The organism is Streptomyces sp. NPDC091289 (assembly GCF_044757365.1).
GTDB lineage: Bacteria > Actinomycetota > Actinomycetes > Streptomycetales > Streptomycetaceae > Streptomyces.
Genome location: NZ_JBIVUT010000018.1, coordinates 110,722 through 126,055, shown reverse-complemented (window position 1 = coordinate 126,055; position 15,334 = coordinate 110,722). Strand labels below are relative to the sequence as shown.

Below are 15,334 nucleotides of genomic sequence, written 5' to 3'. Positions count from 1 at the left end.
CCCCTACCCAGCCCGATACCGTCCCCGTTCAGCTGGAGGTCAGCTGTGAGTTCCACCCCTGAGGACTCCTTCGAGTCCCTTGCCAAAGCCAGGCGCCTGGTTCTCGCACTGCTGTCCCAGGACCGTCAGCCGACTCCGGAAGAGGTGCAGAACGCCGTCACCGTCATCTTCGGGATGTTGGCCGGCCAAGGGGAGGTTGTCGATCGAGACCAGCTGGCCAAGGAGATCGAGGCAATAACCGCCGTTTTCCAGGAGGGCTCCTCCGGTCTGGAGAGCGACAGGGGCCACGAGCCGTGGCTGCCGGAGGCGAAGAACGACCGCGAATGGGACTTCTGGGAGCGCTACCGTCGCTACCTCGAGGACGTCCGTAGCCTGCCCCCGGTAGTCGTGCGTCGGCTGGACCAGAGCACGGACGAGGTCCTGAGCCAGCTGGAGGACCCGCGCCGCATCGGCTCCTGGCGCCGTACCGGCCTTGTGATCGGTCAGGTTCAGTCGGGCAAGACAGGGCAGTACATCGGGCTCGCCGCGAAGGCCGTGGACGCGGGATACCAGTTCGTGGTGGTCTTGGCCGGAATCCACAACGACCTCCGCAGCCAGACGCAGCTGCGTGTCGACGAGGGCCTCCTGGGTTTCGACACACAGCACCAGCAGCGGTCCAACCAGAACGGGAAGTCCCGTCTCATGGGTGCTGGGCGGATGCCCGGCGCCAAGAGGCTCGACATCGCGTCGCCCACTAACAGTTCCGAGAAGGGCGACTTCGGTCGTCAGGCGGCCAACGCGGTCAACTTCCCCCTCGGCCGGTTCCCGGTCGTCCTCGTCGTGAAGAAGCACTGGAAGATCCTCGAGTACCTCCGTACGTGGGTGACGGAGGTACAAGGCGCCGAGGATGAGACCGGCCGCAAGGTCGTGCGCGACATCCCGCTCTTCGTCATCGACGACGAGGCCGACAACGCCTCCATCAACACCAAGCGGGACCCTGACGCGGATCCGACGAAGACCAACGCCGCGATCCGAGACCTCATGCAGAGTTTCGAGAAGTCGGCCTACGTCGGGTACACCGCGACGCCGTACGCCAACATCTACATCGATCCCGATGTGGACCACGCCGCCCTCGGCGCCGATCTTTTCCCCGACAGCTTCATCCGGACGCTGCCCTCACCGTCCAACTACCTGGGCCCAGAGCGGGTCTTCGGACTCCAGGTCGACAACGACGACGAGGACGACGTGCCCCCGTTGCCGCTCGTGCGTCCCGTGGACGACGCCGAGTGCTGGGTTCCGAGCAAGCACAAGTCCGCCTTCGTCCCGTCCGACGACCTACCCCGGTCTCTGCGTGAGGCGATCGCCTCGTTCGTGCTCTCGTGTGCCGCTCGCAGGGCGCGGGGGCAGACGAAGGTGCACAACTCCATGCTGGTGCATGTCACCCGCTTCACCGCGGTCCAGGGGATCGTTCGTGACCAAGTGGCCGACCATCTGGGCCTTCTCGTGGACTCGCTCCGTGACCGGTACGGACAGGCACCGGAGCGGATGACAGAGCTCCAAGCCCTGTGGGAGCGCGACTTCGTCCCCACCACGGACCACTTCCCCGCGGACGAGGCCGAGCCATTGACCTGGGAGGAGGTGGCCCCACAGGTCATGCCGGCCCTGCGCAAGATCGTGGTCAAGACGGTGAACGGCGCCTCACATGACGCGCTCGACTACTTCGAGCACCGTAGGACCGGTCTCTCCGTCATCGCCATCGGAGGTCAGAAACTCTCCCGAGGACTCACCCTGGAAGGGCTGACCGTCAGCTACTACCTGCGTACGTCCAACACCTACGACACCCTGCTGCAGATGGGCCGGTGGTTCGGATTCCGCCCGGGGTACGAGGACCTGTGCCGTCTCTACACGACGTCCGACCTCCGGGCCAAGTACGTCGAGGTGACCGCCGCGACCGACGAACTTCGCCGTGAGGTGGAGGAAATGGCCGCGTTCAACCTCACCCCAAGGAACTTCGGGCTGAAGGTACGTGCCTCCTCGCTCGGCCTCGCGATCACAGCCACCAACAAGATGCGCCAGGGTACGAAGGTCATGCTCAGTTACTCCGGCGAGGGTCCGGAGACCGTGATCTTCAACCTTGCTCAGAAGACCGTTGACCAAAACCTCAAGGCACTTGAGGACTTCGTCCAGCGGCTCGACGGCGTCGCGGCGGCCGAGTCGAAGGTTCCGGGCGGCAATGTCGCGTGGAAGTCGGTGCCTTCCGAGGTGATCGCCGACTTCCTCTCCAGCTACGAGACCGACCGCATGGCGCAGCGCGTCCGTCCCAGGTTCATCGCGAAGTACATCGACCAGTGCGTGGCGGTGGGCGAACTGCCTGAGTGGACGGTGCACCTGGTCGGCAAGTCCGCGGCACAGGATCCGCAGAACGTCGCCGGACACACCATCGGGCCGGTGACCCGCGCGGCGATCAATCCCGGTTTCAGGACGGAGGGGCGCTACACGATCCGCCGGGTGCTCAGCCCGCCTGACGAGTACCTCGACCTCGAACCGGCACAGGTGAAGGCCGCTCTCGACGCCACGCAGATGGCCGCGACGATGAAGAAGAAGGAGAAGGTTCCCCAGACCCCCTCGGGCGAGCACCTGCGCTGGCAGAGGAGGCGCGACCAGGCCCTGCTGCTGATCTACCTGATCGAGCGGCCGGCGGCCTCTCCGGACGGTGAGGCAGAGCCGCCTCTGGTGGGCTTCAAGGTGAGCTTCCCCCGCTCCGAGCATCAGTCCGACACGGAGTACGTCGTGAACACCATCTGGCAGCAGGAGGGCCTCGACGCCTTCGACGACGAGGAGGGCGGGGAGTGACCGTCACCGAGGCCGAGTGGCGTGGCCTGGAGACCCCCCAGAGCACGCCCGGTAGGTCCTGGCTTCGGCTACACCCGAACGCTCCTCTGGACGTCTTCCTGTCCGTCACCCACCCTGGTCGCCAACGCATGTTGGTCCTCAGGGCCGACGCCCGCTCCGCGGACCACATCGTGCGCTCGGTGGGGCGGCTGCCGCGTGCGGCCGGACTGGAGATGAACCTGAGCGCGGTGTCGCGGCTCGAGTACGAACTCCAGGTGGTCCTGACCGCGAACGAACTGCGTGAGGTTTTCAACCCGCTCGTCACCGACGTTGCCGACACCGTCAGGGACGCCCCCGAGGCCGCTGCCGCCCTGACCGCCGCCGTGGACAGGTTCGAGCGGTGGCAGGACCTCCTTCGCTCCGTAAGTAGGGACGGCCTGGCTCCCGAGGCGCGCCGCGGCCTCGTGGGCGAGCTCCTCGTACTCCGAGAGCACGTCCTGCCCGCCGTCGACCCGGCTGATGCCGTGGAGGCGTGGACTGGTCCGAGCGGAGCCAACCAGGACTTCCAGCTATCCGAGGTGGCGATCGAGGCGAAGGCCAGCACCGCCAGGCGTCCGCGTAGCATCCGTATCGCCAGCGAGCGGCAGCTGGACGGCACCGGCACGCCCGCGCTGCTGCTGGCACTGGCGATGCTCGACGAGCGGCGTGGTGGATCGGGCGAGAGTCTGAACCGGCTGGTCGAACGCATACGCGAGCGGCTCACCAGCTCCGCTGACCGGGCTCAGTTCGATGGGCGTCTCATCCAAGCCGGATACCTTCCCGGACAGCGCGACATGTACGACGAGCCCCGCTACACCCTTCGCGACCTGCACTTCTGGCATGTGCGGGGGGATTTTCCGAGAATTGTTGAATCGGATCTCGCCGCAGGTGTCGGCGACTGCACTTACCACGTGAGTACCTCGGGGCTGGATCAGTACCGCGCCACGGCCGACGAGGTGACCGAACTGATCGGGGGCTTGCATGCCTGAGCTCGACCTGTCCGAGTACTCCCGCGATCTCGTGGCAGATGTCCAGGCGACCGCCGACGCTGAGGGAACCAACCCCCCGGAGGCGTTCACCCGACGGGTCTTCGAAGACCTGGAGCAGGCGGGCATCGCTTCCAACACCTTCACCGCTTACCACAAGGCGCAAGGGCATCTGGTCCACGGATATGGCATCGGGGAGTCCGGGGAGTGCCTCGACCTGTTCGTCACGGACTTCACCCTGGGCCCCTTGGAGTCCAAGCTCACGAAGAGCCAGACCGAGACGGCCTTCAAGCGGCTGCTGACGTTCGTAAAACGGTGCCGGGACGGGCTGCGTCAGCACATCGACGAGTCGTTCGACGTCTACGACATGTGCGCGGCGGTCGAGAAGGCCCTCACCGAGGTACAGAGGATCCGGCTCTTCCTCCTCAGCAACCGTGTCGGCACCAGCACCGTGGTTTCGCCCACCGACTTCGACGGTCTCCCCGTGACCCACGAGGTGTGGGACCTGGCGCGGCTGCACCGCCATGCGACGTCCGGCAGCATCAGCGAGCCCATCGTGGTCTCCTTCGAACCTCCGCTGCCGTGCGTCTCCGCGCCCAGCAGCGAGTCGGACCACTCGGTGGCCATGGCGGTCATCCCGGGGCGGAGACTGGCCGAGCTGTACGGGGAGTACGGCACCCGACTCCTCGAACTCAACGTCCGCTCGTTCCTGCAGGCCCGTGGCTCGGTGAACCGGGGAATCAGGGAGACGCTCCTGAGTGCGCCCGGCAGGTTCCTGGCGTACAACAACGGCATCACGGCGACCGCCTCGCAGGTCGACTTCGTGCACGGCCCGGACGGACAGCCGACAGGCATTTCCCGTGTTCACGGACTCCAAGTGGTGAACGGTGGCCAGACGACGGCGTCACTGCACTACGCGCAGAGCCGCGACAAGGCGGATCTCTCGCATGTGTCGGTTCAGATGAAACTGACGGAGGTGTCCCCCGAGCGGCTCGCGGAGATCGTCCCGATGATCTCCGAGTACTCGAACACACAGAACCGGGTGACGCTGGTCGACTTCAGTTCGAACCACGAGTACCACGTGGCCGTCCAGCGGATCACGCGATCCCTTTGGGCGTCGGCGACCGACGGGAGCGGTCAGGAGACTCACTGGTTTTACGAGCGTGCACGCGGCCAGTACACCGACGAGGTGGCCAAGGCCCGGACCCCTGCGAAGCAGCGCACCTTCAAGAAGCTCAACCCTACGAGGCAGAAGTTCACGAAGGCGGACCTCGCCAAGTACGTCAACTCTTGGAACCACCTTCCGTTCCAGGTCAGTCGTGGAGCGCAGAAGAATTTTGCGGCGTTCATGGTCCGCATCGACGAGGCGCCCCCTCACGTCGACGTGCAGTACTGCCAACGCGTGATCGCGATGGCTGTTCTGTTCAAAGCGGTCGACCGCATCGCGGCGACCCACGAGGCAGGCAGTTACAAGAGCATGATCACGACCTACACGGTGGCACGCCTGTCCCTCGCCACGGACCGGCGCATCGACCTCGACCGGATCTGGCGTGAACAGCGGATCTCGCCGGCTCTCGAAGACGCGATCGACGATCTGTGTCCCCGGGTCATGTCGGTGGTGACCAATCCACGCGAAGGTAACCACGTCGGCGAATGGGCCAAGAAGCCCAGCTGTTGGGACGCGGTCTCCAGGGTTCGCTGGACCGTCCCCCGCGACCTGCAGTCGGAGCTCCGCGAGCATCCCTTGGACGAGGGGGCGCTGGCGGGCGGCACCGAGGGAGACGAGGGGGCCAGGGATGAGGTGACGATGGTCCCCGCGGACGAGTGGTACGCGCTCGAGCAGTGGGCCAAGGAGACCCACAACCTCGTACCCGCACAGCGTCAGCTGGCCCAGTACGTCGGAAGGCGTCTCGAACTCGACCAAGAGGTCCCCGAGCCGCAGGCGGTGCAGGCCCTGCACGCTCGCAACGAGGCCCTGTCCCTCGGGTTCACCCCCGGGGCGTAGACGACACCCCACCGACGGTCAGAGCTGCCCCCGCTCGATCAGGTCCCTCATCGCGTCCTCGGCGCGGCGGAGCACGATCCGTCCGTCTCCGTCACTGAACGCGATGAGCGCGGCCTCCGGCGCGATGCCCGCCTCCGCGAGCAGGCTCATGGGGAGTTCGATCCGGCCCTGGCTGTCGATCCGGAGTTCAGATGGTTCCCTAAGCATGGGAAGAGTGTGGCACCCCTCCCTTCGCCCAGATTGGCCGACGGCGGGACATCGAACACGGCAACGGGAGACGACACGGCGGGCACCGGTTGGGTCAGTACCGAGAAGAGCGGTCACCTGCGCGGGCGGCGCGTACGTGACACCGCTCCGGAGGTCGCTCTGCGCCGCGCTGTGCATCGGCTCGGGCTGAGGTTCCGACTTCAGCGCCGGGTGGCGGCCCGCTGCAGAGCGGACTTCGTCCTGCCCAGGTACCGCGTCGCCGTCTTCGTCGACGGGTGCTTCTGGCACGGCTGCCCTGTACACGGGCCCAAGGACTTCCGAGGCCCGAACGCCTCGCTGTGGAGGGAGAAGATCGAGATCAACAGAGGGCGGGACCGCCGCAACACAATGGCGGCCGAGTCAGAGGAGTGGACCGTCGTCCGCGTCTGGGAGTGCGAGATCCGCACCGATGTCGAGCAGGCCGCGCGCAGGGTGTACACAGCTTGCGTCGGGCAGTCCTCCTGAACACCCTCTTCCAGCGTGCCCCCTACGCCGAAGGGCGCTTCCTATCTCCGCGTTCCTTGACCTCTGATGCCCTGTTGCCGTTCGTGGTCACTGAGACGTCTGAGGCATCGGACTTCCGCTTGCAGTGTTTACTCAGCGGGCATTCGGCGCACATCGGTTCACGCGCGCTGCAGACGGTGCTGCTGATGAGACGCAACGCAGCCATGCGGAGCGGCGCATCCTCGCCCCCGGCGCCCACGAGCCTCACCAGGTTGACCCGGCCGTCACTGAGTCTGTTCGTACGGTCCGCGTCGCTGTCGTTCAGACGCGCGGCAACCCGCAGCGCCCCTTGGCCCACCCAGAGGAGGTCCTCGCCCACCAGCAGGCGATAGAGAGATGCTTCCGCCGGCTTGAGAGCGAGGCGCTTGGGAATCTCAAGACGCCTGCTCTCCTGCCAGGCAGCTGTGTCATCGACGAGGGGAGCAAGCCGTTCCAGTCGTGTCCTGACCTTCTCGGAGGGGGCTGCTTCCAAAAGGTTATGGAACGCCTTGGACGTGAGGGTCTTGCGCCATCTCACGTCCTTCAGGATCTCGTCCAGTTGGGCTGCCGACGGTTTGGCGCCGGACAGAAGCGCAATCACGGCCGCCGAGAGCTGTGACATCTGCTCGCCGGGGAGGTGGCACCAGTCGTCGCCGTTCCGCCTCTCCCGGGCCCAGGCCACTAGCTCCTCTCTGACCTGCCGCCAATGCGGCTGTAGTCCTCCGAGCTGTGCCTGTACGCCTTCCACGGGTGCCAGTGCTTCGGCTGCCGCCTTGCCCAACAGTGGTGGTACCGCGTTCCCGATCTGCCGAAAGGCGTCGCTACGGGTGCCGGCGAACCGGAACCAGTCTGGGAAGGTCTGCACCCTGGCCGCCTCACGCACAGTGAGTGTTCGGGGTTCGTCCGGATGGATGTACCAGTAGCCGTCCTTGGCGATATGCGCAGTGATGGAACGGCTGCGCTCGCCCCAGGCCAGCTTCTTGTACTTGTCCGTGAAGTTCTCGGCACTGTAGCGACGGAACTCCTCCGGAATATCCGAGTACAGGGTCTTGGAGTCCATGTGCTCGGAGAAGATCTTCCAGTCGTCGTCTCGGACCCGGCGCGTCATGTGGTCCCAGACAAGCCCCTCCGGGGCGCCCTTACGCATCATCTCCACGAAGGCTGAGGGAGCCTCTGGCATGCGGTAGGCCATCTCTCGTTCGCCGACGCGTTTCCTGGGTTGCGGATCGAGGCCGGGAAGGTCGCCGATCGCTTCACGGAGGTTGGTGAAGCCGTCCTGCTTCGGCTGCCAGTCGAAGCGCTCGACGTCGTTCCTCGCGAGCAGGATCAGGCGCTTCCGGTGCTGGGGAACACCGTAGTGCCAGGCGTCGACAAGGCGGACCTGCGTGGCGTACCCAAGATCCTCCAGGTGCTGCTCGATTGTGCGCACCACGAAGAAGTCGTCTCCAAGCCCCATGTCTGGCACGTTCTCCATGAGGATGGCCCGGGGCCTGACACGCGTGACAACGTCCACGTAGGCGCGCCACAGTTCCTTGCGAAGATCCTCCGGGTCCCGCTTGTGGTTCGTCACAAGATCCCGGATCTTGCTGCGTCCGGCGCGGCTGAAGGGCTGGCAGGGAGGCCCGCCTGCGATCAGGTCGATGTCAGCAGTCTTCAGGAGCTCAACCAAGTGGTCACGCTCGTCAGGGTTACCGAGGTCCATGTGGAGACTCATGCCGGGAAAGTTCGCCGCATGGGTCTCCAGAGCGCGCTCGTCGAAGTCGACGGCAGCCGCGACCGTCCAACCCGCCTGCTTCACGCCGTAGCTCAGACCACCGGCTCCGGAGAATAGGTCGACGGCGAGCCGCTGGCCCTTACCGTGGGTCTTCAGCCATTTGCGGAAGTCCTCCGGAGAGCAGCTCTCCTCGTGCCGTTCGAGCGGAAGGTAGTCGCTCCGCTCCAGGGGTACGCCGTACTTCCCCTTCTCCACAGCACAACCTCCAACAGGCACGAGACGAACGAGCACCAGGAGATCACGGACACGCTCGCGGAAGCAACAACTTCGACGAGGTCGAGCCACCCGAACACCCGGCATCCACCTGGCTTGATTCACCAGTGGGCTTCATGATCGGTGAGCCCCGCACTCTGTGTCTTCGAGGTGATGTTCCTGGGACACCCCTCGAAATGATCGATCGTACGGGATGCCACCGACAGCTCGATCACGGGCCTCGCGGACAAGCGCCCCGTTCCACCCCCTACGCCTCAACGGGTCGGCTCACCAGAAGGAACATCCGAGTGACCTTCTTCCTGGTCGGCGCCACTAAGGGGCGGTATTCGGCCACTTCCCGAGCAACGGGCCCTCGGCCGCACGGCCACACGCGGGGGGCATCCGCAACGTCGATACAATCTACCTCTCTGGCTACGCTGAGGCTGGACCGTGACGGACCGAAAGTGAGGCCCAGTTGGATTCGGAGGGTACGGAAGCGTATCTCCGGCCGCGCGCGCGGCTGATGAGCACCTTGGGTGAGGAGCTGATCAGCAACGAGCGGGTGGCACTCACCGAACTTGTGAAGAACTCCTACGACGCCGATGCCAGCCTCGTGCTGATCCGCTTCAACCCGCCGCTCGTGGAGGGGCATGGCTCGATCGAAGTATGGGACGACGGGCACGGCATGTCCCCGGACACAGTGCGTGGCACCTGGATGGAGATCGCTACTCCGCATAGGCACCGGAACCGCCGCAGCGAGTCGGGTGTGCGGCGTGTGCTCGGGGCCAAGGGCATCGGTCGGTTCGCAGCCGCCCGCTTGGCCAACGTCACCACCATCACGACGCGACGGGTCAGCGACCCAGAAGTCACCCTCCGTATCAACTGGGGAAACTTCACGCAGGGTGACGCCTACCTGGACGAGGTTCCGGTCACTTGGTCCACAGCCTCGCCGTCCGTCTTCGCGGTGGGTGGCGAGGCGGCGCGGAACTTCGCTGACGTGGTCACGGGGTTCCAGACCGCATCGATCGACGCGTCGGTTGGCCACGGAACCGTAGTCCGACTTGAGAAGCTGCGGATGCCTTGGGGGCCTGACGCCGTTGAGGCCCTCAAGCGCTCCCTGTCACGGCTCCTGCCTCCGCCGCCTCCCGCTGAGTTGTCGGTGCCGGACCAGCCTGAGTTTGCCATCTACATAGACACCCCTGATGGTCCCCTTCGTCACCACCATGGCTTTGTCGCCGCGAGCGAAACGCTGGCCCACCCGCTCTATCGGCTCGTCGGCACAGTGGATGCCGACGGTAATGCCCACTTGGCCATCTACTCCAGCGGGAGCGAACCCGCAGTGGTCGTCGAGGAGAACATCCGGAAGGATTCGGACAGACCGTCCTGCGGACCACTGAAGCTGGACTTTCGCGTATGGGACCTAGAGAAGTCGGCGCTGGACCCGCTCTTCCATATTGATACCGGGTCGAAGAACCTCACCGAGGTGCGGAAACTGATCCGGGACAACAGCGGCGTAGCGCTGTACCGGGACGGGTTCCGAGTCCAGCCTTTCGGCGAGCCGGGCTACGACTGGCTTGGATTCGACCAGCGACGCGTCAATAACCCGACCATGCGGCTGTCCAATAACCAGGTTGCCGGATTCGTCTATATCTCGGCGGACGAGAACCCGGGCCTCCAGGACCGGTCGCACCGGGAAGGGCTGATTGATAGTCCGGAGTACGAGGAACTGAAGATGGTGATAGTGCAGGCGATCTCGAAACTCGAGATCCTGCGCTACAAGTTGCGCCGTCCGGAGTCCACCGTGGAAGTGGCCGACGAACCCCTGGTCAGTCCTCCCGAAGGGCGAGGTCACGGAGTCTTCCGGAGTTTCAACCTGGATCCTCTTCGGCAAGTCGCCAGCGAGCGGTATCCAGATGATGTCGTCCTGGGGCGAGCCATCGAGGAAGCCACGGAGACGATCAACGAAGGTGTGCGCAAAGTCCAGGAGATCATCTCCCAGTTCTCCCGGCTCGCGACACTAGGCACCCTTGTCGACGTTGTCCTCCACGAGGGTAGGACCGCCCTGGCCCGCATCGCATTCGACCTTCGTCGACTTAGGAAGATCACGGGAAAGGTCGAGGTCCATGACACCGACCTTTCCGACGCGCTCGGGGAACTGCACACGGATTTCACCGCGCAGGAGAGGGCTATCGACCGGCTCTTCACTCGCATCGAACCTCTCAGCGGTCGGCAGCGTGGGCGGCCACGACAACTCTCGCTTCACCAGAGCATCTCTGCAGCTGTCTCCGTACTGGAATCTGAGATCGCCAAGTACGGTGTGACCGTCACAATCGGCGGAGAGGACGTAACGGTCACGGCCGAGCCGGGTGATATTAGGACACTCGTGCTAAATCTCGTCAATAACGCGGTCTACTGGTTGTCAACGATGCCCAGCGAGGCAGACCGCGAGATCTTGATCGAAACTGAGCGCAACCAAGAGGGCGAAGCCGACGTGGTGGATATCACGGTCAGTGACAGTGGGCCCGGAGTGCGTGTGGAGATCAAAGATCTGATCTTCGACACCTATTTCAGTGACAAGCCGGACGGCATCGGCCTCGGCCTCAGTATCGCAGGCAGCGTCGTGAAGGACTTCTACGATGGTGACCTGTCGCTGGTAAGCCCCGGCGCCCTCTCCGGCGCGAGTTTCCGGGCACGACTGCGAAGGAGAGTTGGATGACGACGGCGGACGCCGCGTATCGCGTGCTCATCGTTGACGACGACGCCAAGATGACCGAGGACCTTCGTGGACTCCTAACGGAAGAGCTCGCGGATCTGGGAGTCATCCAGTTCGAAGTCGAGCAGGACTTTGCCACCGCCGAGGAGCGGCTGAACCAAGAAGACTTCGACTTGGTCATCCTCGATGTCCGGGATGTTACTGAAGGTAGCCCGTCCGCAGACGCCGAGGGGCGCGGACGTGAGTTGTACAAGAAGATCGCCAGCGTCAGGTGGGTGCCAGTGGTCTTCTTCACGGGCGTCCCCCAGCAGGTACGCGGCTTGGAGGAGCCTCCCCTCATTCGAGTGGTGACGAAGAATGCTTTGGACGATATCGCCCCTGCGGTCAGGGAGGGGTTGCTCTCAGGAGTGCCGGCGTTGACACGTCGCATCTCCGGTCTCGTGGAGCGCCAGGTCCGCGACTTTATGCGCGACGTGGTTGCTCCGCACTGGACCGAAATGGCAGCTGCCGACCCGAACGAGATCGCTCCTGTCATCGTCAATCGCCTCGCAGCCTGGCTCAAGGAGAACGGTCTCCATGAGCTGGATCGCGTCGTGGAGGGTGACCTCGTCGCAACAGCACGGCGGTCCGAGGCGGCACGGGTCTATCTGATGCCCCCTGTGACCCATCACCTCACGGCGACAGACCTCCTTATCGACCCGCAAGGCGGCTGGTGGCTGGTCCTTACGCCGGCTTGCGACCTCTACGAGGACCGTCCTGAATCAAGGGTTTCGAAGCCTCGTGTGGCGAAGGTCCAGTACGTGCACCTGGCCAAAGCAGACCGGGTGTTCACCGATGAGGGGAACAGCTCCGAGTCCCCGCCCATCATTTTGTGGCAGTCGAGCGCCAAGAGTAATAGGGACAAGGGCCCAGCGCAGCGCGCGTTCAGAGTCGATGACAATCGGTACCGTGCTCTCCCTCGTTATCTGGATGTTCCGGATCTAGTGATCGATTTCGAGAACGTAAGCTCCGTCGCGCTCGATGAGGCACGGGGTTGGAAGCGGGTTGCCACCCTCGATAGCCCCTTCTCCGAAGCAATGCTGATTGCATATAGCCGATCCGTCGGCCGTATCGGCACGCCGGACCTCAGCTTCGACGAGGTGCAGATGCGGCTGGGGCTCACGAAGCCGAAATCCGGGAGCTTCCCAGAGCAGCTGTCCTCCGCCCCGCAGAACGGTGCGGTGATCAGCCCCTGAGTTCTGCACTGTTGGTGTCGACGGGCCCATACCTGTCGCCGGCCTTCCGCCCGGGCCCGAAGCCGACAGTTCAGTAGTGCTGTGCCTGGGATGGGACCAAACTGCTCACGAGGCATCCCTTCAGGGAGCGTTGGTGTGGGTGCTGGATAGTCAGCGGCAGTCGAGGACGTACGAGGTGTGGGTGGTGATCGCGGCGTAGTCGGCCAGGAGAACGTCGGCGTCGGCTGCGGCGAGGTGCTCCGTGGGGGCATCGACACGCTGGAGGTTCTCCAGAGCGGCAGCATGGGGGTGGGCATCCTCGATCACATGAGGGTCCGTGGGCTTGGACCTTGGCACCCATCTGCGTCAGTAGTTCCGCGAGGCGAGCTGTCGGGGATTTTCTGGCGTCGCCGGTCCTGGCCTTGTAGGCCAAGCCCAGCAGCAGGATGGGCCGAGAGATCCATGCCGTTCTGTCAGAGGTGAGGTGGCCATCATGCGCAGTTCGCGCCCGTTACTCCGATCGCGGAACGGAACCATCCCACCGTTGCCGCGACCCCCTCCTGGATAGGCAGCGGCGTCACCGCGGGGAACAGAGCTCGCATGCGTGCACTGTCCGCCTGCGAGTGAGGGACGTCACCGGTCCGCAGGGCCTTGTGCTCTCGGCCGATGAGCTGCCCGGTCGCGGATTCGATCTCCGTGAGCAGGTCCAGCAGCGAAGTACGGCTCCCGAAAGCCAGGTTCACCGGGCGGGGGTCCACCACGCGGCGGAGGAGAGCGTCGGTGAGGACGCGGCAGACCGTGCCCACGTAGGTGAAGTCCCGCGTCTGGGTGCCGTCGCCGTGGATCGTGACGGGCTCGCCGGCGAGTGTGGCACTGATCCACTTCGGGATGACGGCGGCGTAGGCGTGGTCGGCGCGCTGGCCAGGGCCGTAGACGTTGAAGAAGCGGAAGGGGAGGACCGGCAGGCCGAAGCTGTGGTGGTAGGCGCTCAGGTACGCCTCCGTCGTGAGCTTGGTGACCGCGTACGGGCTCATCGGGGCGGTAGCGAGGTCCTCGTGCTTCGGCAGGTGGGGGTTGGAGCCGTAGACGGAGGACGAGGAGGCGGCGATCACGTGCGGGCCGCCGGCGCGGCGGGCGGCTTCGAGGACCTGGAGGGTGCCGGTCGCGTTGGCGTGGTGGCTGGCCAAGGGGTCCTGTAAGGAGCGCGGCACGGAGGGAAGCGCGGCCAGGTGGACGACTGCGTCGACGCCGTGGAACGCCTGGTCGAGCAGAGCGGCGTCCTGGACGTCTCCCTCGAAGAAGTCGACGTCGAGGCCGGCGAGATTCGCCTTGTCCCCGGTGGAGAGGTTGTCGACGACTCGGAGTCGGGTGACCTGAGGCTGCCCAGTCAGGGCACGGACAAGGTTGCCGCCGATGAACCCGGCACCGCCGGTGATGACGATCTGCATGGGGTTGCCTTTCAGAGAGAGTCGACGTGGGCGCCGGCGCCGGCGAGCCGACGGCGGCAGTCGAGGATGTACGGGGCGCGCGCGCTGATCAGGGGGTAGTCGAAGGCGTCGTGGTCGGCGAGGAGGACGACGGCGTCGGCTGCCGCGAGGCGGGCTGGGGTCACGTCGACCTGCTGGAGGCTCGCCAAGCCGACGGCGCGGGGGTGGGCGTCGTCCAGGACGTGGGGGTCGGCGGCCTGGACCTCGGCGCCCATGCCGGTGAGGAGTTCGGCGATGCGAGTGGCCGGTGTCTCCCGGGCGTCCCCGGTGTTGGCCTTGTATGCCAGGCCGAGCAGCAGGATCCGGGAGCCCTTGAGCGGCTTGCCTCGTTCGTTGAGGCCCGCGACGAGACGCCGAACCACGTAGTCGGGCATGTGGTTGTTGACGTCGTTGGCCAGCTCGACGAAGCGGAAGTTCTGCCCCAGGGTCCGTTCGACCCGCCACGACAGGTACGAGGGATCGACGGGCAGGCAGTGACCTCCGACCCCGGGGCCGGGGGTGAAGCGCATGAACCCGAACGGCTTGGTGGACGCCGCGTCGATGGCCGCCCAGACGTCGATGCCCAGGTCGTGGGCGAAGATCGCCAACTCGTTGGCGAGCGCGATGTTCACGTGCCGGAAGGTGTTCTCAAGGAGCTTGGTCAGCTCCGCCTCCTTGCAACTGGCCACGGGCACGACCGTGTCGACGAGCGACGCGTAGAAGGCGCGGACCGCCTCCATAGAGGACGGGTCGATGCCCGAGACGACCTTCGGGGTGTTCTCCAGCCTCCAGGTGGGATTTCCGGGGTCGATGCGCTCCGGGCTGTAGCCGAGGTGGAAGTCGCGGCCGGCGGTCAGCCCGGAGCCGCCTTCGAGGAGTGGTCGGAACACCTCCTCGGTCGTCCCGGGGTACGTGGTCGACTCCAGGACCACGGTCGCTCCGCGGGTGAGGTGGTGGCCGAGCGTCCGCGCCGCCTCCTCGACGTGCGACAGGTCCGGAGCGCCGTCGCGCAGCGGCGTCGGGACGGTGACGACCGCCACGTCGAACCCGGCGCAGTCGGACGTGTCGACGGTCGGCCGGTAGACGTCGGCGGCGAGAAGGGGCGCCAGCCGCCTGTCCGAGATGTCCTCGACGTACGACTCACCGATCACGAGCCGCTTGATCCGCCCGGCGTCCACGTCGAGGCCGACGACGTGGTGCCCGACCTCGGCGGCTCGCACCGCTAACGGGAGCCCGACGTATCCCTGCCCCACGACGACGACGCGGAGCCCGCGGGGCTTGTGCTTCCTGGTCATGCGATCCACCTCACTGAAATTGGGGGCTGGGGAGCGGGGACGTATACGTGGCGCGGGACCCGCGGTGGGTGGTGGCCGTAAGATGGGGCGCGCCTCGGCCGTACGGGACT

The 15,334-nt window shown here is 65.5% G+C and carries 11 protein-coding genes and 1 pseudogene; 6 read left to right on the top strand and 6 right to left on the bottom strand.

Annotated elements, in window-relative coordinates; genetic code table 11:
- Positions 1–45 precede the first annotated feature (45 nt).
- Genes ACIQPT_RS24235 through ACIQPT_RS24225 form a run of 3 tightly spaced genes read left to right on the top strand, consistent with a single transcriptional unit; the run spans position 46 to position 5,841 of the window.
- Complete coding sequence (locus tag ACIQPT_RS24235; protein ID WP_401158366.1) at positions 46–2,832, top strand: Z1 domain-containing protein; 2,787 nt, start codon at positions 46–48, stop codon at positions 2,830–2,832.
- On the top strand, positions 2,829–3,839 hold the full coding sequence (locus tag ACIQPT_RS24230) for a PD-(D/E)XK motif protein (protein ID WP_401158364.1): 1,011 nt from the start codon (positions 2,829–2,831) through the stop codon (positions 3,837–3,839). Before ACIQPT_RS24235 ends, ACIQPT_RS24230 begins: the two co-directional genes overlap by 4 nt.
- Positions 3,832–5,841, top strand: coding sequence for an AIPR family protein (locus ACIQPT_RS24225; protein WP_321014387.1), 2,010 nt, complete (start codon positions 3,832–3,834; stop codon positions 5,839–5,841). The genes ACIQPT_RS24230 and ACIQPT_RS24225 overlap by 8 nt, the downstream gene beginning before the upstream one ends.
- A gap of 18 nt (positions 5,842–5,859) precedes the next feature.
- Here ACIQPT_RS24225 and ACIQPT_RS24220 read toward each other — a convergent pair whose 3' ends face one another.
- The gene (locus tag ACIQPT_RS24220) at positions 5,860–6,048 is read right to left on the bottom strand and encodes a hypothetical protein (protein WP_145809442.1); all 189 of its coding nucleotides are present in this window, start codon (positions 6,046–6,048) and stop codon (positions 5,860–5,862) included.
- Positions 6,049–6,057: 9 nt separating this feature from the next.
- On the opposite strand from ACIQPT_RS24220, the gene ACIQPT_RS24215 reads away from it, so the two are divergent.
- Positions 6,058–6,552, top strand: a complete 495-nt coding sequence (locus ACIQPT_RS24215) for a very short patch repair endonuclease (RefSeq protein WP_401158362.1) — start codon at positions 6,058–6,060, stop codon at positions 6,550–6,552.
- Positions 6,553–6,574: 22 nt separating this feature from the next.
- Here ACIQPT_RS24215 and dcm read toward each other — a convergent pair whose 3' ends face one another.
- Positions 6,575–8,539, bottom strand: a complete 1,965-nt coding sequence (gene dcm, locus ACIQPT_RS24210) for a DNA (cytosine-5-)-methyltransferase (protein WP_401158360.1) — start codon at positions 8,537–8,539, stop codon at positions 6,575–6,577.
- A 520-nt stretch (positions 8,540–9,059) separates the two neighbouring features.
- On the opposite strand from dcm, the gene ACIQPT_RS24205 reads away from it, so the two are divergent.
- On the top strand, positions 9,060–11,252 hold the full coding sequence (locus tag ACIQPT_RS24205; protein WP_234309067.1) for an ATP-binding protein: 2,193 nt from the start codon (positions 9,060–9,062) through the stop codon (positions 11,250–11,252).
- A complete protein-coding gene (locus ACIQPT_RS24200; RefSeq protein ID WP_164202410.1) occupies positions 11,249–12,484 on the top strand; it encodes a hypothetical protein in 1,236 nt (411 codons plus the stop codon). The genes ACIQPT_RS24205 and ACIQPT_RS24200 overlap by 4 nt, the downstream gene beginning before the upstream one ends.
- Positions 12,485–12,634: 150 nt before the next feature.
- On the opposite strand, the gene ACIQPT_RS24195 is transcribed toward ACIQPT_RS24200, so the two are convergent.
- From ACIQPT_RS24195 to ACIQPT_RS24180, 4 genes and pseudogenes are all read right to left on the bottom strand, one after another.
- On the bottom strand, positions 12,635–12,790 hold the full coding sequence (locus tag ACIQPT_RS24195) for a hypothetical protein (RefSeq protein WP_234309068.1): 156 nt from the start codon (positions 12,788–12,790) through the stop codon (positions 12,635–12,637).
- 52 nt (positions 12,791–12,842) lie between these two features.
- Positions 12,843–12,896, bottom strand: a pseudogene (locus ACIQPT_RS24190) (hypothetical protein); the annotation flags it as partial.
- Positions 12,897–12,954: 58 nt separating this feature from the next.
- Positions 12,955–13,911, bottom strand: a complete 957-nt coding sequence (locus ACIQPT_RS24185) for an NAD-dependent epimerase/dehydratase family protein (protein ID WP_401158357.1) — start codon at positions 13,909–13,911, stop codon at positions 12,955–12,957.
- Between the two features lie 11 nt (positions 13,912–13,922).
- Positions 13,923–15,224 carry a nucleotide sugar dehydrogenase gene (locus ACIQPT_RS24180; RefSeq protein WP_401158355.1) on the bottom strand — a complete coding sequence of 434 codons (1,302 nt, stop codon included), beginning with the start codon at positions 15,222–15,224 and terminating at the stop codon, positions 13,923–13,925.
- Positions 15,225–15,334 lie beyond the last annotated feature (110 nt).